General features: G+C 72.8%; 18 protein-coding genes and 1 pseudogene. 7 read left to right on the plus strand and 12 right to left on the minus strand.

From position 1 onward, the window contains the following. Positions 1 to 32: 32 nt before the first annotated feature. On the minus strand, positions 33 to 545 hold the full coding sequence (locus tag OG956_RS34715) for a DUF2231 domain-containing protein (RefSeq protein ID WP_330341987.1): 513 nt from the start codon (positions 543 to 545) through the stop codon (positions 33 to 35). A 131-nt stretch (positions 546 to 676) separates the two neighbouring features. After that, positions 677 to 1,633, minus strand: a complete 957-nt coding sequence (locus OG956_RS34720) for a LysR family transcriptional regulator (protein WP_330341988.1) — start codon at positions 1,631 to 1,633, stop codon at positions 677 to 679. Positions 1,634 to 1,838: 205 nt separating this feature from the next. On the opposite strand from OG956_RS34720, the gene OG956_RS34725 reads away from it, so the two are divergent. Further along, positions 1,839 to 3,125, plus strand: a complete 1,287-nt coding sequence (locus OG956_RS34725) for a YbfB/YjiJ family MFS transporter (RefSeq protein ID WP_443065634.1) — start codon at positions 1,839 to 1,841, stop codon at positions 3,123 to 3,125. 25 nt (positions 3,126 to 3,150) lie between these two features. Here OG956_RS34725 and pyrF read toward each other — a convergent pair whose 3' ends face one another. The 3 genes from pyrF to OG956_RS34740 form a co-directional block, all read right to left on the minus strand. Then, positions 3,151 to 3,867, minus strand: coding sequence for an orotidine-5'-phosphate decarboxylase (gene pyrF, locus OG956_RS34730; protein WP_330341989.1), 717 nt, complete (start codon positions 3,865 to 3,867; stop codon positions 3,151 to 3,153). Between the two features lie 109 nt (positions 3,868 to 3,976). Next, positions 3,977 to 6,409, minus strand: coding sequence for a SpoIIE family protein phosphatase (locus OG956_RS34735; protein WP_330341990.1), 2,433 nt, complete (start codon positions 6,407 to 6,409; stop codon positions 3,977 to 3,979). 288 nt (positions 6,410 to 6,697) lie between these two features. Beyond that, positions 6,698 to 6,913: a DUF4177 domain-containing protein gene (locus OG956_RS34740; RefSeq protein ID WP_330341991.1), complete on the minus strand. Its 216-nt coding sequence runs from the start codon at positions 6,911 to 6,913 to the stop codon at positions 6,698 to 6,700. Positions 6,914 to 7,056: 143 nt separating this feature from the next. Between OG956_RS34740 and OG956_RS34745 the strand changes: the two are divergent. Further along, positions 7,057 to 7,682 (plus strand): annotated as a pseudogene (locus tag OG956_RS34745) (DUF6629 family protein). 157 nt (positions 7,683 to 7,839) lie between these two features. Here OG956_RS34745 and OG956_RS34750 read toward each other — a convergent pair. From OG956_RS34750 to OG956_RS34760, 3 genes are all read right to left on the minus strand, one after another. Then, complete coding sequence (locus OG956_RS34750; protein WP_330341992.1) at positions 7,840 to 8,523, minus strand: polysaccharide deacetylase family protein; 684 nt, start codon at positions 8,521 to 8,523, stop codon at positions 7,840 to 7,842. Between the two features lie 71 nt (positions 8,524 to 8,594). Further along, entirely contained in the window at positions 8,595 to 9,290 is a 696-nt protein-coding gene (locus tag OG956_RS34755) for a glycoside hydrolase family 11 protein (RefSeq protein WP_443065635.1), read from the minus strand. 311 nt (positions 9,291 to 9,601) lie between these two features. After that, on the minus strand, positions 9,602 to 10,624 hold the full coding sequence (locus tag OG956_RS34760) for a LacI family DNA-binding transcriptional regulator (RefSeq protein ID WP_330341993.1): 1,023 nt from the start codon (positions 10,622 to 10,624) through the stop codon (positions 9,602 to 9,604). A gap of 134 nt (positions 10,625 to 10,758) precedes the next feature. On the opposite strand from OG956_RS34760, the gene OG956_RS34765 reads away from it, so the two are divergent. The 5 genes from OG956_RS34765 (at position 10,759) to OG956_RS34785 (ending at position 16,907) form a co-directional block, all read left to right on the plus strand. Beyond that, entirely contained in the window at positions 10,759 to 12,063 is a 1,305-nt protein-coding gene (locus OG956_RS34765; RefSeq protein WP_330341994.1) for an ABC transporter substrate-binding protein, read from the plus strand. Between the two features lie 8 nt (positions 12,064 to 12,071). Then, entirely contained in the window at positions 12,072 to 13,028 is a 957-nt protein-coding gene (locus OG956_RS34770) for a carbohydrate ABC transporter permease (protein ID WP_330341995.1), read from the plus strand. Further along, entirely contained in the window at positions 13,025 to 13,843 is an 819-nt protein-coding gene (locus OG956_RS34775) for a carbohydrate ABC transporter permease (protein WP_330341996.1), read from the plus strand. Before OG956_RS34770 ends, OG956_RS34775 begins: the two co-directional genes overlap by 4 nt. Next, positions 13,840 to 16,245, plus strand: coding sequence for a glycoside hydrolase family 3 N-terminal domain-containing protein (locus OG956_RS34780; RefSeq protein WP_330341997.1), 2,406 nt, complete (start codon positions 13,840 to 13,842; stop codon positions 16,243 to 16,245). The genes OG956_RS34775 and OG956_RS34780 overlap by 4 nt, the downstream gene beginning before the upstream one ends. 308 nt (positions 16,246 to 16,553) lie before the next feature. Beyond that, positions 16,554 to 16,907 (plus strand): hypothetical protein, encoded by a 354-nt coding sequence (locus OG956_RS34785; RefSeq protein ID WP_330341998.1) that lies wholly within the window; start codon positions 16,554 to 16,556, stop codon positions 16,905 to 16,907. A gap of 124 nt (positions 16,908 to 17,031) precedes the next feature. Here OG956_RS34785 and OG956_RS34790 read toward each other — a convergent pair whose 3' ends face one another. The 4 genes from OG956_RS34790 to OG956_RS34805 all read right to left on the minus strand — a co-directional run bounded on the left by OG956_RS34790 (position 17,032) and on the right by OG956_RS34805 (position 21,573). Further along, entirely contained in the window at positions 17,032 to 18,621 is a 1,590-nt protein-coding gene (locus OG956_RS34790) for an MFS transporter (protein ID WP_330341999.1), read from the minus strand. Positions 18,622 to 18,636: 15 nt separating this feature from the next. Next, positions 18,637 to 20,049, minus strand: coding sequence for an alpha/beta hydrolase (locus OG956_RS34795; RefSeq protein ID WP_330342000.1), 1,413 nt, complete (start codon positions 20,047 to 20,049; stop codon positions 18,637 to 18,639). 210 nt (positions 20,050 to 20,259) lie between these two features. Beyond that, complete coding sequence (locus OG956_RS34800; RefSeq protein WP_330342001.1) at positions 20,260 to 21,081, minus strand: PaaX family transcriptional regulator; 822 nt, start codon at positions 21,079 to 21,081, stop codon at positions 20,260 to 20,262. A 66-nt stretch (positions 21,082 to 21,147) separates the two neighbouring features. Further along, positions 21,148 to 21,573: a MarR family winged helix-turn-helix transcriptional regulator gene (locus OG956_RS34805; RefSeq protein ID WP_330343027.1), complete on the minus strand. Its 426-nt coding sequence runs from the start codon at positions 21,571 to 21,573 to the stop codon at positions 21,148 to 21,150. Positions 21,574 to 21,688 lie beyond the last annotated feature (115 nt).

A 21,688-nucleotide genomic window follows, 5' to 3' on the forward strand; every position in this document is an offset into this window, starting at 1 on the left:
CGGAGGGTGCGGCTTCGCCCGGTCGCGCGGGGTCAGGAGCCGTCCCCGCCGCGCGTCGCCGACTTCGAGTACGCGTCGTGCCAGGCCGCCTTCGCTCCGGAGTCGCCGATCCGGTAGACGTCCGCCACGGCACCCGCCGCCACGGCCACGCAGAGCACGCCCACCACGATCCGCACCGGCAGCGCGGACCAGCGCAGGCCGCCGCCCCGCCCGGACTCCGCCTCCCCACGGCGCGCCGCCCACCACACGACGGCCGCCAGCACGAACAGGCCCAGGGCCCACGGCAGCAGCCCGTCGCCCAGCTCGGTGTGCCGGCGCACCAGGGCGTCGTCCGCCACGTGCCGCTCGAGCCACTCGCCGGCATGCGTGGTCAGCGGCACGCTCGCCAGGGCCACGAAGGCCAGCAGCGGGAGCATCGCCCCCAGCCGGCGGGCGGCCCGCGGCCACATGGCGGCGGCCACCAGGGCCAACGCGGTGAGCGGTATCAGCACCACGACCACGTGGACCAGCAGGACATGGGCGGGCAGACCGTTGATCAAAGTCATTCGAGCGCTCCCGAGGGGGTTGGGGCGCGCCAGACTGCCACAGCAAACTCTCAGTTGCCTCTGAGCCCGGTGAGACCCGGGAGACAACCGGCCACACGGGCGGGCGACGCCTCCTGGCCCGGGTCGGCGGGTCAGCGGCGGGACGCGGGCGGGTGCGAGGGCCCCGGTGAGCGGTGCGGGTCGCCGGCCGGCAGCCAGACGTCCGGGCCGTGGATGCCGAGGTCTCCGACGCCGTCGCGCAGGGCTTCGACGACGCCGAGGACCGCGGCACGGTCCTCGGCGGCGCGCCGGACCACCGACCAGGTCCAGCGGATCTCCGGCGCCACGACCGGGCGCCGTACCAGATCGGGCGGGAGCGGACTGGTCTGCCCCTTGGGGGAGTTGACGACCGGGCGGTCGCTGCGGCGGACGTGGTCGAAGAACGCGGGGCCGGTGACGCCGCCGTCGCTGATGTGCACCACGCGGGCCCCCGTGTCCCCGGCCAGGCGCTCGGCGTAGATGTTCCAGGACAGCCAGGACGTGGTGTCCGCGTCGACGAGGACGGCGGTGTCACGGGCGCGGACGGGCCCGGTGTCGTCACCGGTGGCGACGGCGTAGAGCCGGTCGGCGCCGATCAGCGTGGCGCGCAGCCCCAGCCGCTGCAGTTCCGCGGCCGGGGCCCAGCACACCGCGAGGTCCAGGCTGCCGTCGGCGACCCGGGCGGCCTGGGTGTGGGAGGGCGCGACCCAGGCGTCGAGGTGCACCCGGGCCACCGGCGAGGTGCGGGCGGTCAGGTCCGCCGGAAGCCAGTTGACGTACCCGAGCCGTACCGGCTCGGAACCGGACAGCGTCCTGGCGCGGCGCTCCAGCTCCTCGGCCCGGGCCAGCAGGTCGCGGACCTGCGGGAGCAGGGCGGAGCCCGCCGCGGTGAGCGAGACGGACCGGCGGTCGCGGTCGAACAGGCGCACTCCGAGGTCGCGTTCCAGAGCCTTGATCTGCTGGGACAGGGACGGCCCGGCGATCAGGAGCCGCTCGGCGGCCCTGCCGAAGTTCAGCTCCTCGGCGACGGCGGCGAAGTACCGGAGTTGGCGCAGCTCCACGGCCCTCATGCTACGACCGGTAGGAGGCTCGGCCTATCAGCAGTGAGGAATCCGGTCGTGGCGCCCCCACCGGCGGCGGACGGACGATGACGCCATGGCAGCCCGGCCCGGCCGGCGGCTCACCGGCTGCCCGACCACCCCTGCCACAGCCCTTCCCAGGGACATGCGACAGAGAACGGAGTGCGCAGATGAGGGACGGCCGGAGGACTCCGTCATGAGCGCACGACGACCGGGCGCCCTCCGGGACCGAAGCGGCGGACACCCGGCCTCGCCGTGGGGCCATGTCGCCCGGGCCGCGGCGGCGCTGGCCGCGGGCATGGGGGTCGGCCGCTTCGTGTACACCCCGATCCTGCCCCTGATGCACACCCAGGCGGGGCTGACGGCGGGCGCCGGCGCGAACCTGGCCACCGCCAACTACGCCGGCTACCTCCTGGGAGCGCTCGCGGGCATCGCGCTCCCGGCGCTGGTGCGCTCCGCCACCGTCCTGCGCACCTCCCTGGCCGTACTGACCGGCAGCCTGGCCGCCATGCCGGCCACCCGGGACACGTCGGCGTGGTTCCTGCTCCGGCTGTCGGCCGGGGTGGCCAGCGCACTCATCTTCGTGATCGCCGTCAGCTCCCTTCTCGGCCACCTGCGGGAGCACCCCGCGCACCTGCCCGGCTGGGGGTTCGGCGGCGTCGGCGCCGGCATCGCGCTGTCCGGCCTGCTCGTCCTGGCGCTGCACTGGCTCGGCCCGCTCGCCGACTGGCGCACCGCCTGGTACGCCTCGGCCGCCCTCGCCGCACTGCTGAGCGCCGCCTCCTGGAACCTGCGCCCCGAAGCGGCCCCGCCCCCAACCCCACAGGGCCGGGAAACCCCCCGGGGAACAGGCGTGCACCGGTGGTTCACCGCCCTGTTCGTCTCCTACGCCCTGGAAGGCATCGGTTACATCGTGGCCGGCACCTTCCTGGTCTCGGCGATCGAGCAGAGTTCCCCCGGCTGGGCCGGCAGCGGGGCCTGGGTGCTGGTGGGGCTGGCCGCCGTGCCGTCCGCGGCGCTGTGGGCCTGGCTGGGGCGCCGCTGGTCCCGCCCCGGCCTGCTGCTGGCCGCGCTCCTCGTCCAGGCGGCCGGCATCGCCCTGCCGGCGCTGATCGCCGGAGTGCCGGCCGCCCTGGTCTCCGCGGCCCTGTTCGGGGGCACGTTCATCGGCATCAGCACACTCGCCCTCGCCACCGGAGCGCACCTGCGGGTTCCGCGCTCGGTGGCCCTGCTCACCGCCGGGTACTCCGTCGGCCAGATGCTGGGCCCGCCGGTCGTCACCCCGCTCTTGCGGCACGGCTACCACCAGGCGCTCCTCCTCGCCGCCGCAGTGGTCCTGGCCGCCGCCGCGGCAGCCGCCGTGCTGCGGGCCGGTTTCCCGGGCCGTACGACGACAGGCCGAGCGACCCCGGAGCCGACCGTACGGGTGCCCGACGACGAGTCCGCCCGTTTCCCGGAGGCCGGGCGGGGCCCGGGCCGGTAGGGCGGTGCCGGGAACACCGCGCCGGTCACCCGACGGCAGCCGACGCCTGCGGGGCCGGACTCGCGCGAAGGCGACGGAGCGCGGCCGCCGGATCCGCCGCCCGCGTGACCGTCCGGCCCACGACGATGTGGGAGGCGCCCGCCGCGAAGGCGGCGCGCGGTGTTCCGGGGCGGACATGATCGGCCGGGGCGTCACCGGGCAGGGTGACCCCGGGGGTGACGATCAGCGCATCGGGGCCCAGGACGCCGCGCAGGGCCGCGACCTCCTGAGGCGAGGCGATCACACCGTGGCAGCCGGCCTCGCCCGCCAGCCGGGCCAGCCTCACCACCTGCTCCCCGACGGATGAGCGGACGCCGATGCCGGCCAGATCCTCGTCGGTCATGCTGGTGACCACGGTCAGGGCGAGGACGCGCAGTCCGGGAAAGGCACGGGCGGCATCGACGGCGGCCGACAGGACGCCCGCACCACCCATGCCGTGCACGGTCACCATGGAGACGCCCAGAGCTCCCGCGGCGCGCACCGCACCGGCGACCGAGTGCGGGATCTCGAAGAGTTTGAGGTCCAGGAAGACCTCCTTGCCCTGCGCGACGAGGTGCCTGACGACGTCGGGCCCGGCCACGGTGAGAAGCTCCAGGCCGACCTTGTAGAAGCCGCACTCCTCGCCCAGCCGGTCCACGATGCCCTCGGCGGCGGCACGGTCGTCGCAGTCCAGGGCGACGATGATCCGGTTGTCTCGATCCACGCCGCCATTGTGCCGCCCCCGAACGGGAGGGTCCGGCCTGCTGTGCGGCCGCCTCGCCGAAGCACCGAGGCCCATCGCGTCCGGAGTTCCGGCGAGGAGCGGGACCCGCTCAGCAGGCCGCGTTGTCCGGGACCTGCTGTTCCGCCCAGATGGTCTTGCCGGTGGCGGTGTAGCGCGTGCCCCAGCGCTGGGCGAGCTGGGCGACGAGGAAGAGGCCGCGGCCGCCCTCGTCGGTGGTGCGGGCGCGGCGCAGATGGGGCGAGGTGTTGCTGGCGTCCGACACCTCGCAGATCAGCGTCCGTTCCCGGATCAGGCGCAGGCCGATCGGTCCGACGGCGTGCGTGATCGCGTTGGTGATCAGCTCGCTCACGATCAGTTCGGTGGTGAAGGCGATGTCCTCCAGCCCCCACGCGGCCAGCTGGCGGAGGGCGTTGTCGCGTGCCTCGTGCACCGCGCGGGGATCGGAGGGCACCTCCCAGGAGGCCACGTGGTCGGGGGAGAGCGCGTGAGTCCGGGCGATGAGGAAGGCGACGTCGTCGTGCGGGCGGTCCGGCAGGAGAATGCGGACCATCGTGTCGCAGATCTCCTCCAGCGGCCGGTCGGGGTGGGCGAGGGCGAAGCAGAGCCGCTCGAAGCCGACGTCGACGTCGCGGTCCGACGCCTCGATGAGACCGTCGGTGTAGAGGGCGACGACCGTGCCCTCCTCCAGTTCGATCTCGGCCGACTCGAAGGGCAGCCCGCCGAGCCCGAGCGGGGGACCGGCGGGAATGTCGGGCAGTTCGACCGGCTCGGTCAGGTGGGCGATGGCCGGAGTGGGATGTCCGGCACGGGCCACATTGAGTTTCCGCGAGATCGGGTCGTAGACCGCGTAGACGCAGGTCGCGCCCATAACCATCGGCCCGTTCTCGGCCGCTTCCGCCTCGTCGGAGAGGCGCAGGACGAGGTCGTCGACGTGGGCGAGGAGCTCGTCGGGGGGCAGGTCCATGTCGGCCAGCGTCTGTACGGCCGCACGCAGCCGGCCCATGCTGGCCGCGGCGTGGATGCCATGGCCCACCACGTCCCCGACGACCAGGGCGATGCGGGCCCCGGACAGCGGGATGACGTCGAACCAGTCGCCGCCCACACCGGCCTCGGGGTCAGCCGGCAGATAGCGGTAGGCGACCTCGACGGCGCAGTGATCGGGCAGGTCGGGCGGCAGCAGACTGGTCTGCAGGGCGAGGGCGGCGTGGTGCTCGCGGACGAACCGGCGCGCGTTGTCCACGCACACCGCCGCGCGCGCCACCAGTTCCTCCACCAGCAGCAGGTCGTCCTCGTCGAAGGGGCCGGGGTTCTCCCAGCGCAGCAGCGTGACCACACCCATCGTCACGCCGCGCGCCCGGAGCGGCACCACCAGGTGGCTGTGCACGCCCAGGCCGATGATCTTGGACAGACGCTGGGGATCGTCCGCCAGCCACCACGTCGTCGGGTCCAGCACCGGATCGAGGATCGGCCGGCCGGTGGTCAGGCACCGTTGCTGCGGGGACTTGGCCGCGTACGCGGAGGGCTCCCCGATGGGCACGATCGCCTCCGGCACCTCCTCGCGAATCGACACGTGCGCCGCCCGCTGGAGAGGGCCGCCGGTGACCGGTCCGGGAGTGAGGTCCCGGGCCGCGAGGACGCCCTGGAAGAGGTCGATCGCCACGAAGTCGGCGAGCTGCGGCACCAGGACCTCGGCAAGTTCCTGCACCGTGCGGTCGAGGTCCAGGGTCGTGCCGATGCGCTGCGCGGCCTCGTTGACGAGGGCGAGCCGCGCGCGTGCCCGGTCCTGGGCGGTGAAGTCGACGGCGGTGTGGCACACGCCGAGCGTCTTGCCGTCGAGGTCCTTCAGCGGGAAGGAGGAACGGAGCCTGAGGTGACTCTGCGCATTGCGCCGGGACCTGCCGTGCGGCGGTGGCACATGCTCCACGGTCGGCGCGCCCTGCCCCGAAATCAGCGCCTGGCGGGCCTGCCAGTCCACGGCCGAGGGCAGCTGTTCCGGGCCCGGGGGTGCCGCACGGCTGGCCGCGAGGTCGGCCGGCAGTCCCTCCATGGCGGCCAGCACGTGGTTCACCCACTGGAAGCGCAGTTCGGAGTCGAGGACGGCGATACCGATCGGCGACTCCTCCAGCAGGCCGCGCATCACCGCCTGGTCGAGCTGCCACCGGCGTGAGTCGGAGGCGGCGCAGGCCACGGCGAGCCAGCCGGAGCCGTGCTCGGCGCTGAGCGGACACACCCGCAGGGCCAGCTCGACCGGGTGGCCCGCGCGGTGGCGTGCGGTGATCAGCCCCTCCCAGCCCTCCCCGAGCCGCTGGGCCGCCGCGAGCACGGAGGCGGGTGAGCGCTCTCCGGCGAGCAGGGACGCCGCCGGCCGCCCCAGCACGCCGGACGCCGGATACCCGAGGAGGTCCTCGGCCTTCCGGCTCCAGTAGCGGATCAGGCCGTGTACGTCCACGAGGGCGACGGCGGCAGTCGTGATGCCGAACGGATCGCCCCCGTGCCTGTCGGCCAGATCCCTGAGATCCATCGCTCGACCGTATCCGCAGACGGGTTTCCTGCCCCCACAGTCTCACATGGACCCGGGCGTGTCTTCGAGCCGGACGCCCGGCGGAGCGGGCAGGCCGCGGGGCGTTACCGGCCTCCCTCATCGCGCCGGCGCAGGGCCGTCGGGCCTCCGGCCGGAGCCGGACCTGCCCACCCCGCCGGGCGGCAGGCCGGCACACCTCCGGCCGGCCGGGGACCTGTCCGCGCCCGGCCGGTTCCGCGGGCGTCCGTGCACCGGCGCGCGGATGTCAGTGCAGGGTGCGCGCGGACGTCACTGCCGCGGGCGCTCGAAGGTCAGCAGCAGCCCCTCCACCGCCCCGGGCCCTATACGGCCCTTGACGTCGGCGGAGGTGATGGCCTTCAGGCCCCAGCCGTCCTCCGCGTGCTTGTTGAGAACCTTCTCCAGCCTGTCGCTGTCCAGGGCGTCGCCGATCAGCGACTCCCGGAAGGTGACGACCTTGTACTCGAACGCGTAGCCACTGCTCATGGTGCGGAGTCCTCCTGACTGCCGGGCCGGGTGGTGGGGCGCGAGGGCCGGGGCAAGCCAATCATCTCGGAGGCCGCGGCAGAAGGCCGTACCGTGGTCGGCGGCAGAGCCGGAAGGCCCGTGGCGGACCCCTGGTGGCGTGGATGTGCTGGAGTGCGACGGCCGATCTCGCGGCGGGCAGTGCCGTCGCGGCGGTCGGGGCGGCCTGTGTGGCGCTGGTGCGCAGCGGCCGTGAACTGCCGCTCGCGGCAGTGCCGTTGCTGCTGGGCGCCCATCAGATCGTGGAGTCGGCCGTGTGGCGCTCGGGCGGGGGCGGCGGCCCCGCGACCCTCGCCTGGGCGGTGATCGCGCTGCCGGTGCTCGCGCTCTGGGTCCCGGCGGGCGTGATGTGTGCGGCACCGCCCCACGCCCGCTCCTCCCGCTCGCCGCGGGAGCGGTGACCGCCGCGCTGCTCGCCCGCGGCCTGGCCGGCGATCCGGTGACGGCCGAGATCCGCGGCCACACCGTCGGATACGCCCTGCACGTCTCGCCGGTGGTGCCGCTCGTCGTGGGCTATCTGCTGGCCACGATCGGCTCTTTGCTGCTGTCCGGCGACCGCCGGCTGTTCGTGCTGGGCGTCCTGGCCGCCGTGGGCGCGGCGGTGTGCTGGGCGCTGTGGCGGCTGGAGTTCGTGTCGACCTGGTGTGCGTTCGCGGCGCTGTGTTCGGTGGTGCTGTTCGGGTGGGTGCGCGCTCGCCGGAGGTCCGCCGGTGCGCGGCCCGGCCCGTAGGGTGCATGCCTTTCACGCCCGACTGCCGTCTCCGCAAGGGGACGTGCGGGGCGCGATCGCCCACGCATGTGGCCCGGTCCCGCAGGGGACCGGGCCGATGGGCAGCGGGTAGGTTCCGGCAAGACGGCGTGCTACCGCCGCGCCACCTGAGTACCCGTCAGGGGGCCACGGCGCGGCCGGTCTGCGGAGAGATCCGGCCGGCGCAGAGGCCCTTGCTCGCCAGCACCTGTGCGATGCGGGGGATCGCCGCGAGCGTGTTGGCGGGCCACTCGTGCATCAGGATGATCTGGCCGTTGGTCAGCCGGGCGTTGGCCTGGACGATCGCGTCCGTGCTCGCGCCGTTCCAGTCCTGCGAGTCGATGTCCCAGATGATCTGCCGCAGGCCGTACTTGGCCTCCACCGCCTGCACCGTGGCGTTGGTCTCGCCGTAGGGCGGACGGAACAGCTGCGGAGTGCCGCCGCCCGCACTCGCGACGGCCTGCTGGGTGCGGGAGATCTCGGAGTCGATCTGCGACTGGCTCAGCTGGGTCAGGTGCGGATGGGTGTAGCTGTGGTTGCCGACCCACATTCCGGCGTTGATCTCGGCCTGCACCTGGGACGGGTAGGCCGCGGCGTACTGGCCCTCGTTGAACATCGTGGCGCGCAGTCCGTTCTGCCTGAGCGCGTTGAGCAGGGCCGGGGTGTGATCGTTGGACGGGCCGTCGTCGAACGTGAGTCCTACGTATCCGTTGCAGGTCGCGGCGTGCGCCGGGCCGGCGTCGACGGACAGCGTGACGGTGGCGGCCACGGCCGTCGCGGCGGCGGCCAGGGCCATGACGGGGGAGCGTGCTGGGGTGCGCATGCGGGGTTGGTCCTCCTCGTGTCGGCGTGGTGGGGGGCCGAGGTCGGATCGAGCCGTCGCGGAAGCGAACGTCAGCCGCTCACCGTGATGTTGGAGCTGCCGCTGCTCTGGTAGCCCTCGGTGGCGAGGATCATGTAGTAGGCGAAACTGCCCAGCGGCATGCCGTAGCGGGCCCACGCGTCGAAGTGGTTGCCGGTGGTGATGGTGCCGCCCGTCCGCTTCGACTGCCGGACGCTCCAGTACTGGTTGAAGGTCCTGGTGCCCTCCACGGACGGGGCGTTGTACCGCGTGGTCTCGTAGACGTCGTAGGTGCCGCCGTCGGAGGTGACGGTGCCCTTGTAGGTGCCGGTGGGCCGGTAGGTGCCCCAGTTGTCGACGATGTAGTACTCGACGAGCGGGTTGGAGGTCCATCCGTACAGGGACAGATAGCCGTTGCCGGACGGGTTGAAGCTGCCCGAGTACTGCACGGTCCGGCGCCCGCCGTTGCTCCAGCCCTTGCCGGCGACGAAGTTCCCGCAGTTCTGCCACCAGGTGCTGTAGTTGCCGCCGGAGCCGAGGGTCATGGAGACCGACCCGCCGTAGTCCGTCCAGAACGAGTAGTAGAAGCCGTTGTTGGTGCCGGTCTGGTTCGTGGTGATGGTCGTGGCCGCGTGCGCGGTTCCGGGCAGCAGCAGCCCGGACGCGGTGGCGCCCAGTGCCAGGGCACCGGCGCGGCCGATGAAGCCTCTGCGGCTCATCGAGGGGTCGAACGCGTGGTCCATGTCCATGCTTCCTCCTGTGTGAAGGCCGATGGGCAGACCCGGCAGCGCGATGGAACGGGTGAACTGGCGCCGCTGCGGGGCGTCGAGCGCCAGTGAGTATGCGCCCGGCTCGAAAGGGCGGTCAACGGCTTCGTTTCCGAAACTTCAACGAAAGTCTCTCTGTCGGAGCCCTCTCCATTAACGAAACTTTCGTCCTCGTGTGCCGGGACCACAGGGCTGACCTCTTATGGGTCTTACGGACGCCCCTTCGGAGTGGTATGCAATCCGCACTGGCTCCTCGCGGTGTTCGATCGAACGCTGCGAAAGTTTCGAAGCTCTCAGTCCCGGGCCGGCGGTGCGGTGCTCTGGCGTTCCACGAGATGCGTGGCCAGCTCGATCCGCGAGGCGGACTTCTTGGCGTGCTTCGGTTGCAGAAGCATACGGGCCGCTTCCTCGGCCATGCGCTGGAGCGGCTGGTGGACGGTGGTCAGCGGCGGGCTCGACCACTGGGCGGGCGGCACGTCGTCGTAACCGACCACCGACAGCTCGCCGGGCACGCTGACCCCCAGTACCCGTGCGGCCTCCAGGACGCCGAGGGCCTGCAGGTCGCTCCCGGCGAAGATCGCCGTGGGCCGGTCCGGGCGCCGCAGCAGGTCCAGCGCGTGCTCGAAACCGCCCTGGACATGGAAGTCGCCGAAACGTATCAGCCCGGGATCCGCGTCGATGCCGGCCATCGCCAGTGCCGAGCGGTAGCCGTCGAGGCGGGCCAGCGAGCACATCAGGTCCTCGGGGCCGGTGATGATGGCGACGCGGCGGTGGCCCTGGTCGGTGAGGTGCCGCGTGGCGGCAAGCCCGCCGGCCCAGTTGGCCGAGCCGACGGACGGCACGTCGGGATCGGGGTCGCCGGCCGGGTCCACGATCACGAAGGGTATGGCCCGGGAGACGAGCTGCCGCTTCACGTCCTCGGGCAGGGTGGAGAAGACCAGCAGCACCCCCAGGGGCCGGCGGCGCAGCACACCCTCGATCCACTCGGGCCCGGGAGCCTGCCGCGTCCCGCTCTCCGTCAGCGCGACGGTCGCGTTGTGCTGCTTCGCGACGTTCTCCACGCCCCGGATGAGCTCCATCGCCCAGACGCTCTCCAGCTCGTGGAACACGATCTCGATGAGGGGCGTCGGCGGCGCGCCCAGCGTCCGCCGGCGGTAGCCGTGGACCTCCAGCAGATGCTCGATCTTGGCCCGGGTCGCAGAGGACACATCCGAACGACCGTTGAGCACCTTCGAAACTGTCGGAAGCGAGACACCGGCTTCCCTGGCCACGGTCGCCAGTGTGACTCTGCGGGCCACCTGGTCTTCTTCGCGCATGGCCGCAGCATAGGCCATGGCCACCGATAACGGTTTGGCCGCGTGGATGCACGACCGTTGACCGATTCTCCTCCATGCGCCTACTGTCCAGCCGCAGCACTTTCGGCGAAGATGCCGAAATTTTCGGAAGGGGGATGATCATGCGTGTACGGATGTCCCGGGTGCTCGTCTGTGCCACGGCACTCGCCCTCTCGGCGAGTCTCGCGGCCTGCGGGAACGGCAGCGGGGGAGGCTCGGCGGACGACGGCAAGATCCATGTGCTGGTCTACGGGGACGCCAGCAACAAGGTGGAGAAGCAGATCGTCGACACCTTCAACAAGACCTCGGACGTCAAGGCCGTTCTCGACACCATCCCCGGCGCCGACTACCAGCAGAAGCTGCAGACGATCATCAGCACTCCGAAGGCGCCCGACATCTTCTTCAACTGGGGCGGCGGCAGCATCCAGCCGTTCGTCAAGGCCGGCCTGCTGATGCCGCTGGACGACTTCATCAAGAAGGACCCCAGCCTGGACGACAAGTTCCTGCCCGCCGTCTTCAACAGCGCCGTCGTCGACGGCCACCCCTACGGCATCCCCATGCGCGGCACCCAGCCGGTCCTGCTGTTCAACAACAAGAACGTGCTCGACAGGGCGGGCGTCAAGCCGCCCCAGACCTGGGACGAACTGCTCGCCGCGGTGAAGAAGCTGAAGTCCGCGGGCGTCACGCCGATCGCCCTCGGCGGCGGCGACCAGTGGCCGACCCTCATGTGGTTCGAGTACGTCTACGACCGGGTCGCCGGACCGGGCCTGTTCCAGAAGGCCCTCGGCGGGGACAAGGAGGCGTGGGCCGGCCCGGACAGCAAGAAGGCGCTCGGCATGCTCAAGCAGCTGGTGGACGCCGGGGCCTTCGGCAAGAACTACGACTCGGTGAAGTACACCAACGGCGCCTCGCCCGCCCTCGTCGCCTCCGGCAAGGCCGGCTTCGAGCTGATGGGTTCGTGGTACTACGCCCAGCAGCAGCAGGACGCGAAGGAGTTCGCCGCCAAGGGGCTCGGCTACACCGCGTTCCCGAGCGTCGCCGACGGCAAGGGCGACACCTCCGACGTGGTCGGCAACACCAACAACTTCTACTCCGTGCTGAAGCGGACCAAGCACCCCGACGCCGTCGCCAGGTTCCTGAAGCTCATGTACTCGGACGAGTTCGTGAAGGCCCAGCTGGCCATCGGCAACCTGCCGACGACGACCAACACCCCGAAGTTCCTCGGCCAGTCGGCGAGCCCCGCGTACTCCCGCTTCCAGTACGACCTCGTCGCCAAGGCCAAGTCCTTCCAGCTCTCCTGGGACCAGGCCTACCCGCCGGCGGCGATGACGCCGATCCACCAGGCCGTCCAGCAGTTCTTCGACGGACAGATCGACGCGGACGGCTTCATCAAGGCCATGCAGGCCCTCCCCGCCGAGTGAAACCCCTCATGAGCACACAGACCACCAGTGCTCCGCCCGCCGCCGTGGCCCCCAAGCGGGCCCGGCGCCGGCCGGAGGAAACCCGCGCCGCCCGCGGCACGCGCCCGACCTTCCTCTGGGCGCTGCCCGCGACCGTCTTCTTCGCCCTCTTCGCCATCGCCCCGCTCGTCGTGGTGGCGGTGCTGTCCTTCATGAGCTGGAACGGCCTGGGATCACCTCGGTTCGTCGGCCTGGACAACTGGCACCGCATCCTCGACGACCCGGTGATGATCAAAAGCATCTGGCTCACCCTCCTGCTGACCACCCTCGGCGTGGTCCTGCAGACGCCGCTGAGCATCGTGCTCGGCGTGTGGGCCGCCGGGCACCAGCGCAACCGCGCGGTGCTGTCGGCGATCTACTTCGTGCCGCTGCTGCTGTCCTCCACCGCGGTGTCGGTGCTGTGGCGGGCGCTGCTGGACCCGAACTTCGGCATCCCCGCACGGATGACCTGGCTGTTCGGGGACGGCAACCTGTTCGGCAGGCAGGCCACCGCCATCGGCGTGCTCGCCTTCGTCAGCACCTGGCAGTTCACGCCGTTCCACACGCTGATCTACCAGGGCGCCGCCCGCGCGATACCGCAGGTGCTGTACCAGGCGGCCGAGATCGACGGCGCGGGACGCTACCGCCAGTTCTTCCACATCACCCTGCCGCAGCTGCGCAACTCGATGATCACCTCGATGATCCTGATGGTCGTCGGCGGGCTCACCACGTTCGAGACGGTCCTCATCCTCACCCAGGGCGGCCCCGGCAGCGACACCACGATCAGCGCCTACTACATGTACCAGAAGGCCTTCCAGGGCTTCGACTTCGGCGCGGGCTCGGCCATCGCGCTCTGCCTGGTCGTCGCGGCCACGATCATCTCGCTGATCGTCGTCCGCGTCTCCGGCTACGACAAGATGCGCAGCGACATGGAGGGTGTCTCATGAGGCGACGCCCCAACTACCTGGCGGGAGCGGGCTCGATCGTCTGGCTCGTCCTGGTCGGCCTGCCGCTGTACGTCATGCTCGCGGCGACCCTGCGCACCCGGCAGGACTACGCCGAGAACGGACCGCTGTCCTTCCCGCACGACTTCACCCTGCACAACTACACCTCGGCCTTCGACTCGGGCTTCGGCCGGTACTTCCTCAACACCGTCATCGTCACCGTCTGTGTCGTGGGCGTGGTGCTGCTGCTCGTGCCGCCGCTCGCCTACGCGATCGTCCGCAGCCGCAGCCGGGTCACCTCGCAGATCTTCCGGCTGTTCCTGCTGGGCCTGGCCATCCCCGCCCAGGCGGTCATCGTCCCGATGTTCTACCTGATCAGCGAAGCCGGCCTGTACGACAACCTCCTGGGCATCATCCTGCCCACCGCCGCGTTCTGCCTGCCGATGTCGGCCCTGATCCTCAGCGGCGCCATGCGCGACATCTCCCCGGAGCTGTTCGAGGCCATGACCGTGGACGGAGCGACCCCGCGGCGGATGTTCTTCCAGCTCGTCGTCCCGCTCTCCCGCGGCGGCCTGTCCACCATCGTGGTGTTCTCCGCACTCCAGGCCTGGAACGGCTTCCTGTTCCCGCTGGTCCTCACCCAGTCCGACTCGGCCAAGGTGATCACCCTGGGGCTGTACAACTTCCAGACCGAACACGGCATCGACATCCCCGGCCTGCTGGGCGCCGTGATGCTGTCGATGGTGCCCGTCCTGCTCGTCTACCTGTTCGCCCGCAGGGCCCTCGTCCAGGGCCTGATGGGCGTGGGAGGAAAGTGACCGCCAACGTGGCCGTAGAGACCACCCCCGAAGCCCCTGTCTGGAACGACCCCACCCAGGACATCGCCGTCCGTGTGTCCGCGCTGATCGACGCGATGACCCTGGACGAGAAGATCGCCCAACTGTACGGAGTGTGGGTCGGCGCCTCCGCCGAGGGCGGCGAAGTCGCCCCGCACCAGCACGACATGGAGGAGGCCGTCGACCTCGACGCCCTCCTGCCCGCCGGTCTGGGACAGCTGACCCGCCCCTTCGGCACGGCACCCGTCGACCCCGCCCTCGGGGCGCTGTCCCTGGCGCGCACCCAGAAGCGGATCACCGCGGCGAACCGCTTCGGCATCCCCGCCCTGGCCCACGAGGAGTGCCTCGCCGGCTTCGCCACCTGGGGCGCCACCGCCTACCCCGTGCCCCTGTCCTGGGGCGCCACCTTCGACCCGGACCTGATCCGCCGCATGGCCGCCGCGATCGGCCGCGACATGCGGTCCGTCGGCGTCCACCAGGGCCTCGCCCCCGTCCTCGACGTGGTCCGCGACGCCCGCTGGGGACGCGTCGAGGAGACCATCGGAGAGGACCCGTACCTGGTCGGCAGCATCGGCACCGCCTACGTCCAGGGCCTGCAGTCCACCGGCGTCGTCGCCACCCTCAAGCACTTCGCCGGATACTCCGCCTCCCGCGCCGGCCGCAACCTCGCGCCCGTCGGCATGGGCCCGCGCGAGCGCGCGGACGTCATCCTGCCCCCCTTCGAGATGGCGCTGCGCGAGGGCGGAGCGGACTCCGTCATGCACGCCTACACCGACACCGACGGGATGCCCTCCGCGGCCGACGAGGACCTGCTCACCGGGCTGCTGCGCGACACCTGGGGCTTCGAGGGCACGGTCGTCGCGGACTACTTCGGCATCGCCTTCCTCAGGACCCTGCACGGCGTCGCCGGTGACTGGGCGGAGGCCGCGGGCACGGCCCTGCGGGCCGGCGTCGACGTGGAACTGCCCACCGTGAAGACGTTCGGTGCGCCCCTCGCGGAGGCCGTCGCGGCGGGCCGGGTGCCCGAAGCGCTCATCGACCGCGCCCTGCGCCGGGTGCTCACCCAGAAGGCCCGGCTCGGGCTGCTCGACGTCGGCTGGGACCCGGTCCCGGCCGCGCTCGCGGGAGCCGACCCGGACGACCCGGAGACGCTGCGCGGCACCATCGACCTGGACACCCCGGCCAACCGGGAACTGGCCCGCACCGTCGCCGAGGAAGCGGTCGTCCTGCTGGCCAACGACGGCACCCTGCCCCTGGACCGGCCGCGCCGGATCGCCCTGGTCGGCCCCAACGCGACCGAGGCCACGGCCGTGCTGGGCTGCTACTCCTTCCCCCAGCACGTCGGCGTGCACCACCCGCAGACGCCGCCCGGCATCGACCTGCCGACGCTGCACGACGCCCTCCGGCACGAGTTTCCCGACGCCGAGTTCACCGTCGTACGGGGCACCGGCGTCGACGACGGCGACGTGACCGGCATCGACGAGGCCGTCCGCGCCGCACGCGAGGCCGACGTCGTCATCGCGGCCCTCGGAGACCGCGCGGGCCTCTTCGGCCGCGGAACCAGCGGCGAAGGCTGCGACAGCGCATCACTGACCTTGCCGGGAGCCCAGCAGGACCTGCTGGACGCCCTGCTCGACAGCGGCACGCCGGTCGTCACCGTCCTGCTCGCCGGCCGGCCCTACGCCCTCGGCCGCGCCGTGGACGAGGCGGCCGCCCTCGTGCAGTCCTTCTTCCCCGGCGCGGAGGGCACCGCCGCCATCGCGGGAGTGCTGAGCGGCCGCACCAATCCCTCCGGGCGGCTGCCCGTCAGCGTGCCGCGCGGCTCCGGCGCCCAGCCCGCCACCTACCTCGGCGCCCGGCTCGCGCAGGCCAGCGATGTCTCCAACATCGACCCCACGGCGGCCTTCGCCTTCGGCCACGGACTGTCCTACACGTCCTTCCGCTGGAGCGAACTGACGGTCGAGCAGGCGGAGGCGGACACCGGCGGCGAGTTCCGTCTCGCCTTCACCGTCCGCAACACCGGGGAACGCCACGGCACCGAGGTCGTGCAGCTCTACCTGCACGACCCCGTCGCCTCCGTCGTGCAGCCCGTGCAGCGCCTCGTCGGCTACACCCGGGTGCCGCTGGCGCCCGGCGAGAGCCGCCGGCTGCGGGTGACCGTGCCGGCCGACCTCGCCTCCTTCACCGGCCGCGACGGACGGCGCGTGGTCGAACCGGGAGAACTGCACCTGCGTCTGGCGGCCTCCAGCACCGACGCCCGCCTGACGGCCATGGTCACCCTCACCGGTCCGGAACGCCACGTGGACCACACCCGGCGGTTCCACGCCCGCTTCGAGCAGGAGACGGGCCGGCAGCCCGAGCCGGAGACCGAAGCCGCCGGCTGAGACACCGGGCCTCCTCCCGCGCATGGCCGTTCCCCCTGGAAGCCGACACAGCCGGCAGAGGGGAACGGCCGTCGTGCGTACGGCACGCACGGCGCCGGGCCGGACCAGGAAGTCCAGCAGCACCTCGTGGTGCTCCGGCCTGGTCGCGGGGGCGGCCGCACGCAGCGCGACCGCCCCCGTGCGCCTGACGAGCTCCGTCTGACTGTCCGCCGCCGACGGCCGGATCTCCGGCCCGTCCGGCTCGGGTGTCCGACCAGCCCTTGCCGGGCGACAGCCCCGGCGAGCGGCCGTGTGGCAGGATCAGCGAGGTGTCCGTACTCGACAAGCTGCAGATCAAGACCGGCCAGAGCGTCGCCGTGCTGGGCGAGCCCGACGACGTCCACCTGGAGTCGGAGTCCGCCGCCGACCCGGCGTCGGCCGACGCGGTCCTCGCCTTCGTCACCTCCTCCGCCGACCTTTCCGGCCCGGACGCGCAGGCGGCGCTCGCCGCCGCGCGGCGCGACGCCCTCGCCTGGGTGGCCTACCCGAAGGGCGGGAAGCTCGGCACCGACCTGAACCGCGACACCCTGGCCGCCGCGCTGTCCGAGCGGGGCGTGCGGCCCGTGCGGCAGATCGCCATCGACGACACCTGGTCGGCGCTCCGGTTCCGCCCCGGCGACTGATCTCCGGCACTCCCCGCACGCCCCCGGCAGTTGCCGTCGAACCGGCTGTTGCCGGGTGGCAGTTGCCGTCGGACCGGCCGCTGCCGGGACGCCGACCAAGAGACGGGCCCGGAGCGGCCCCGGCTCACCCCGTCGCCAGGGCGGTTCGCTCCGTCCCCTCCTCCGCCGGCGTCCCGCTCTCCTCCGCCGTACGCCCCCGCAGTGCGGTCACCGCCAGCAGGGCCGAGAAGAGGGCGGCCGCGCCGCACACCACGAAACCGATCGCGTAGCCGTGGCCGAGGGCGTCGAGGGCGTAGCCGCGGGCCGCGCCCGGCGGGGAGGCGGCGGGCACGGAGTTCAGGGCGAGGGGGCCGCCCTCCTTCAGCACCTCGTGCGCCGCCGCCCGCGACTCGGCGTTCAGGGACGCCGAGGCGGCCAGTGAGGAGGTCACCCGGGAGGCCGCCTGGCTCAGCGCGACCGCGCCGATGACCGCGGGCCCGAGGGTGAAGCCGAAGTCCCGCAGCAGGTTGGTCGCCGCGCTCGCCATCCCGGCCAGCGGCAGCGGCACGGTGTTGACGGCGGTCGCGGTGATGGACGACACCGTGAAGGCGAAGCCGATGCCGACCAGGCCGAGCGGCAGGATCAGCGAGGTGAGGTGCCCGTCGCCGACGTCGAGCGCGGCGGCCAGGAAGTCGCCCGCGGCGATCAGCGCGAGACCGCTGGAGAGCAGCGCCCGTGCGGGCAGCCGGTGCAGCAGCCGGGACGTCAGCGGGGTGAGCACCGGGGTGATGCCGTTGAGCAGCAGGAACGCGAAGGCCGTGCGCATCGGGCTCTGGTGCTGGATGGGGCCGAGCCGGATGCTCGCCGCGTAGGCCGTGCCGAGGAAGCTGAACATGCCCACGACCGCGACGACCGACGCGATCGCGAAGGAACGGTTGCGGAACAGGTCCAGACGCAGCAGGGGCGAGCGGGCCCGGCTCTCGGCGGCCACGAAGAGGCCCACGAACACCGCCGCGACCACGAACGCGACGACCACCGGAACCGAGCCCCAGCCGTCCGCCGGTCCCTGGATGACGGCGTACAGCAGGGCGAACAGTCCGACGCCGATGGTGACCTGGCCGCCGACGTCGAGGGAACGGCCCTCGGGCGAGCGGGAGTTGGCGGCCAGCCGGAGACTGACCAGGGCGCTGACCGCGGCGAGTGCGGCCACCACCACGAAAGCCGACCGCCAGGAGCCGTAGGTGCCGGTGATGCCGCCGAGCAGCGGGGCGAGGAATCCGCCCGCCGACAGGCTGGACGCCCATACGGCGATGGCGCGGGCGCGCTGCGGACCGGTGTGCGTGCCGGCCGCGATCATGGCGAGCGAGGTGGGGAAGAGCGCGGCGGCGCCGAGGCCGGCCAGCGCCTGCCCCGCCCACAGCTGATGGATGCCGGAGGCGCTCGCGGCGACGGCCTCGCCCGCGCACAGCAGCACCGCGCCGCCGACGAGGAGCTGCTTGCGCCCGAAGAGGTCCCCGAGCACCCCGAAGGTGAGCTCCAGGACGGCGACGGGCAGCAGGAACGCGTCGGAGATCCAGGTGAGCTGGGAGCCGACGGGGTGGAGGTGCTCCTGGAACAGGCCGTTGAGGGTGGCCGGTATGGCCAGCCCGATCTGCGCGAGGCAGACGGCGAGACAGCCGGCGACGAGCGTGCCGAGGGGGAGAGAACCGCGCGGGGCGGCGGATGCGTCGGACATGACAGGGTCCCAACGTCAGGGGCGGGTGGGGTGCGCCGGGCGGTCGCGGCCGACCGTCAGGCGTGCCGGGCGGTACGGGACGTACGCCGCCCCGTCCAGGCCCAGGGCGGTGGCGGAGCGCTGGAGCGCGGCCGGGGTCGCGGCGTCGTCCCAGTGGCCGGTGGCGACGCGGTGCTCGAGGGCGTGCAGGGCGGCCACGGTCTCGGCCGTGGTGAACGCGCAGTGGCCCTGCCGCTCCACGTAGGCCTGCCGCAGCAGCGCGCCGTCCCCCGCCGCGCGCACCCGGTCGCCGAACTGCCGTTCCTGCTCGACCGGGACGAGGTTGTCGGCGGTGGTGTGCACGTCCAGCAGGGGCACGCCGAGGCCCTGGCCGGCGGACGAGGTGCGCTGCGCGGCACGCACCGCGGCGGGGTCGGCGGTGATCGAGGCGCCCCGGGTGAGGGACGCCAGGTCGGCGCGCAGGTCGAGCCCGGCCGCCCGGTACAGCGCGCGGACCTGCGGGGCGTGCACGGAACCGGCGAGCAGGCGGCCGTAGTCGACGCCCCGGTTCCAGGAGTTGTTGCCGCCGGCGGACTGCTCGACGGCGTACCGGCCGCCCTCGACGAAGGACAGGATGCCCTGCGCGAACCACGCGTACTGCTGCTCCTCCTGGCCCGCCCAGTCGCCCGGGGCGGGCCGGTCCTGGCCGGGGGCCCAGGCGGGCAGGTTGAGGAAGGCGGCGGCCAGCGCGATCCGGGCGCGGCCCTGCGGGGTGCCCTGCGCGGCGGTCACCGCGTCGGTGAGCTTCCCGGCGGTGGCGGCCGCGTCGTCGGCGGAGCCGAAGCGCACCAGGCCGACGTCCTGCCCGGGCAGCAGCAGCCGGGCGAGGGTGTACTCGGCGTCGAGCTGGTAGTTGTCCAGATCGGTGGCGCCCGCGACCAGCCCGCACAGGCCGAGCGCGCCGTCGACGCGCCCGGCGCCGTCGCGGGCGATCTGCGCGTTGACGAGCCCGCCCATGGACTGGCCGACGGCCAGGGTGCGCCGTGGGCTGCCGATCTTCGCGCTGACGGCGTCGAGCGTGGCGAACTGGTCGCGTTCGGCGCTGTTCAGGGCCCACATCGAGCCATGGGGGTCGTACGACGACCCGGCCATCGCATACCCCTCGGCGAGCAACTCGGTGCGTACGGCGCCGGAGGGGGCGTCCTGGGCGACGGTGGGGCCGAAGCCGTGGCTGAACAGCAGCAGGGTGCCGTTCCAGTGGGCGGGGACGTCCGCGATCCAGGCGGCGCCGTCGGCGAGGGTGCCGGTGAGGTGCGCGGTGGTGCCGGTCTCCGCCCGGGCGGCGGGTGCGGGGAGGGCGGTGAGCGCCGCGGACGCCAGGGCGGCGAGGGCGGCCAGGGCGATGCGCAGGCGGGTACGGGGAGTTCGGGCGCGGGTGCTGGCGGGCATGGAGGTGGCTCCTCGAGGCGGTTGCGGAGCGGAGACCTGGCAGATGCTCAGTGCACTGAATGAAGGTGGGGAGGAATGTAGGGCTGATTTCTTGCGGCCGTCAATAGAGTGCACAACATCACGCCGGTGCCGGACGCACCGCCGTGCGCGGCGGCGACCACCCGCACGACGGCGGGCCCGAGGCCCGCCGCGGGCGCGGTACCAGAGGCGCTACGCCGCCGGGATCGTCTCGATCAGCCGGCGCGCCGCGTCCCGTGCGGGCGCCTCCAGGGCGGCGTGGACCGCGCGGAACGTCTGCTCGGCGGCGGCCGCGGGCCAGTCCGCCGGCAGATGCCGCAGGGGCAACCGGGGGTCGCTGCGGATCACCTGGAGCCACTCGGCGGTCAGCCGGAGGCGCAGGGCGAGGGCGTCCTCGCCGGCCGGACGCGCGCCGCCCGAGGCGTACGGCTGCCAGGACGCCTGGAAGTCCCGGTAGCGTGCGGCCAGTTCCGGCAGGTCCCAGGTGTCGTCGATCATCTCGGCGATGTCCGTCCCGGTGTCCGCGCGTGCCCGGAAGACCTTGACGTGCGCCTCCAGGCCGAGTTCGGCGACGATCCCGGAGACGTCCGCCTCGCCCGGCGCGATCCACAGCCCGCTGAACAGCGCGCCGAAGCCGGCCCAGGTCAACTGCGAACGAAGATCGTGCCGTTGCCGCTGCCACGACTCCGGGAGCGAGAAGCCGAGCAGGGTCCAGGTGCCGTCCCAGTCCCGGTTGACCGCACCCGTCTTCCAGATGCGCCGCTCGCCGTCGCGCAGGATCGCCTCCGAGCGCTCGGTGAGGCCGACATAGGTCCGCCGGCCCTCGCGCCGCCGGCTCAGCAGGCCCCGGCCGACCATGCGGGTGAGCGTGGACCGGGTGGCCTGCTCTCCCACTCCGGCGCGCCGGAAGACCTCGATGACGCTGCCCGTGTAGACGCACACCCCGCGGCCCAGCACCTCGTCACCGAGGAAGCTGAGCAGGAGGGACTGGGGGCGGGGGACAGGACCGGTCACGCGGACACCTTACGAGGCCGCGCCCTGCCCGACACGCGCGGTGGCCGGCGCCCGGCGCCCCCGCGTTCAGTCGAGCCTGTTCTCCGCGACGCGCAGCAGGAGGGCGTGCAGCGTCTCCCGTTCGGCGGGGGCGAGCGGGGTGAGCAGTTCGTCGGTCACACGCCGGCCCGCCTGGTCCGTGTCGCGCAGGAACGCCCGGCCGCCGTCGGTGAGAACGACGATACGGCTGCGGCGGTCCTCCGGGGCGGGGCGGCGCTCGGCGAAGCCCAGCTTCTCCAGGTCGTCCACCAGGCCGACGATCGCGCTCGGGTCGTAGCCGAGCCGCGCGCTCAGCTCGCGCTGGAGCGCGCCCTCGCACGTGGCGAGGAAGCGGAGCACGGCGTAGTGCCGCAGCCGCAGCCCCGACTCCTGCAGGAACGTGTTGAACAACTGCCCCGAGCGCAGCCCCAGGCGGTACAGCAGATAGCCGGTGTCCGCGTGCAGCGCCCGCATCCACGGCTCGTCGGCGTCGATGGGCGTCGGGGTGTCGGTGTGCTGGCGGGCGATGGCGGGCTCCCTGGTCTCGGCCCCCGTGGGCGCCGGTGAGGCTTCCCGAGGGGTGGCTTGT

This window comes from Streptomyces sp. NBC_00557, from assembly GCF_036345995.1.
GTDB lineage: Bacteria > Actinomycetota > Actinomycetes > Streptomycetales > Streptomycetaceae > Streptomyces.

Excerpts from the sequence above, each read along its gene's own strand:
- OG956_RS34740 (WP_330341991.1), bottom strand. The coding sequence starts at position 6,913 with ATGAGCAGTGGCTACGCGTTCGAGTACAAGGTCGTCACCTTCCGGGAG.
- OG956_RS34775 (WP_330341996.1), top strand. The coding sequence starts at position 13,025 with ATGAGGCGACGCCCCAACTACCTGGCGGGAGCGGGCTCGATCGTCTGG.
- OG956_RS34755 (WP_443065635.1), bottom strand. The coding sequence starts at position 9,290 with ATGGACATGGACCACGCGTTCGACCCCTCGATGAGCCGCAGAGGCTTC.
- OG956_RS34725 (WP_443065634.1), top strand. The coding sequence starts at position 1,839 with ATGAGCGCACGACGACCGGGCGCCCTCCGGGACCGAAGCGGCGGACAC.
- OG956_RS34770 (WP_330341995.1), top strand. The coding sequence starts at position 12,072 with ATGAGCACACAGACCACCAGTGCTCCGCCCGCCGCCGTGGCCCCCAAG.
- OG956_RS34790 (WP_330341999.1), bottom strand. The coding sequence starts at position 18,621 with ATGTCCGACGCATCCGCCGCCCCGCGCGGTTCTCTCCCCCTCGGCACG.
- OG956_RS34715 (WP_330341987.1), bottom strand. The coding sequence starts at position 545 with ATGACTTTGATCAACGGTCTGCCCGCCCATGTCCTGCTGGTCCACGTG.
- OG956_RS34720 (WP_330341988.1), bottom strand. The coding sequence starts at position 1,633 with ATGAGGGCCGTGGAGCTGCGCCAACTCCGGTACTTCGCCGCCGTCGCC.
- OG956_RS34805 (WP_330343027.1), bottom strand. The coding sequence starts at position 21,573 with ATGCGGGCGCTGCACGCGGACACCGGCTATCTGCTGTACCGCCTGGGG.
- OG956_RS34750 (WP_330341992.1), bottom strand. The coding sequence starts at position 8,523 with ATGCGCACCCCAGCACGCTCCCCCGTCATGGCCCTGGCCGCCGCCGCG.
- OG956_RS34760 (WP_330341993.1), bottom strand. The coding sequence starts at position 10,624 with ATGCGCGAAGAAGACCAGGTGGCCCGCAGAGTCACACTGGCGACCGTG.
- OG956_RS34735 (WP_330341990.1), bottom strand. The coding sequence starts at position 6,409 with ATGGATCTCAGGGATCTGGCCGACAGGCACGGGGGCGATCCGTTCGGC.
- OG956_RS34765 (WP_330341994.1), top strand. The coding sequence starts at position 10,759 with ATGATCATGCGTGTACGGATGTCCCGGGTGCTCGTCTGTGCCACGGCA.
- OG956_RS34795 (WP_330342000.1), bottom strand. The coding sequence starts at position 20,049 with ATGCCCGCCAGCACCCGCGCCCGAACTCCCCGTACCCGCCTGCGCATC.